Here is a 1,075-nt window from a genome sequence, read left to right on the forward strand (position 1 = left end):
ACTACTCTAGCAAGCATATTATTCACGATATCACGAGAGGCTACTATTCTGACATTCAGCTAGCCGCCTTTGTCACCGCTTGTGCAGGAAACCGACTCAATACCGACGAAATTATTTCCCTTACCAAGGCCATGGTCGATGCAGGTAGTCAACTCGAGTGGGGCAGTGAAAAGGTGATGGATAAGCACTGTGTTGGAGGCTTACCTGGCAATAGAACGACACCCATCGTCGTCGCTATTGTAAGTGCTGCCGGTTTGATCATGCCGAAAACTTCCTCACGCGGTATTACCTCACCTGCCGGTACCGCCGACACCATGGAAACTCTTGCTCCCGTGACCTTGAGCATTGAGCAAATGAGATCAGTAGTTGAACAAGAAGGCGGCTGTATTGCCTGGGGAGGCTCAGTTAGCCTTAGCCCGGCAGATGATATTCTGATTCGTGTCGAACGTGCACTCGACCTTGATAGCGAAGGCCAATTGGTCGCATCGGTGATATCCAAAAAAGTGGCTGCCGGGTCAACACATGCCTTAATCGATTTGCCGGTTGGCATTACCGCCAAAGTTCGCGATATGGACTACGCGACAAAACTATCGACACAGCTAGAACGAAGCAGTGAAGCCTTAGGATTAAAAATATCCTGCCTAATGACAGATGGCCAACAACCCGTGGGTTTCGGCATCGGCCCTGCCTTGGAAGCGCAAGATATTTTAACCGTACTACAAAATAGCCCGCTAGCACCTCAAGACCTAAGACAGAGAGCACTACTGATTGCTGCAAAGATTTTGGAAATGGGCGATGCGGCAGAGCCGAATCACTGCCTTGATAGGGCCACAGAAATTCTGGATTCAGGCAAAGCCTGGACAAAATTCCAAGCTATATGTGAGGCGCAGGGAGGTATGAGGGAACCACCCAAGGCCCCCTATCGTCATGAGGTATTCTCGGATAAACAGGGTATAGTTTGTTACATCAATAACCGCTTTATCAGTAAACTGGCTAAACTCGCTGGCGCGCCCTCTGCAGCTGCCGCCGGTATACTCTTTAAGACCCATTTAGGGGATATAGTCGATATTGGTAC

The 1,075-nt window shown here is 49.5% G+C and carries 1 protein-coding gene; it reads left to right on the top strand.

Features of this window, described 5'->3' with window-relative positions:
- Positions 1–1,075: thymidine phosphorylase (locus A3735_RS02600; RefSeq protein ID WP_068637543.1), on the top strand; the 1,075-nt coding region annotated here is incomplete at both ends.

This window comes from Oleiphilus sp. HI0061 (genome assembly GCF_001635675.1).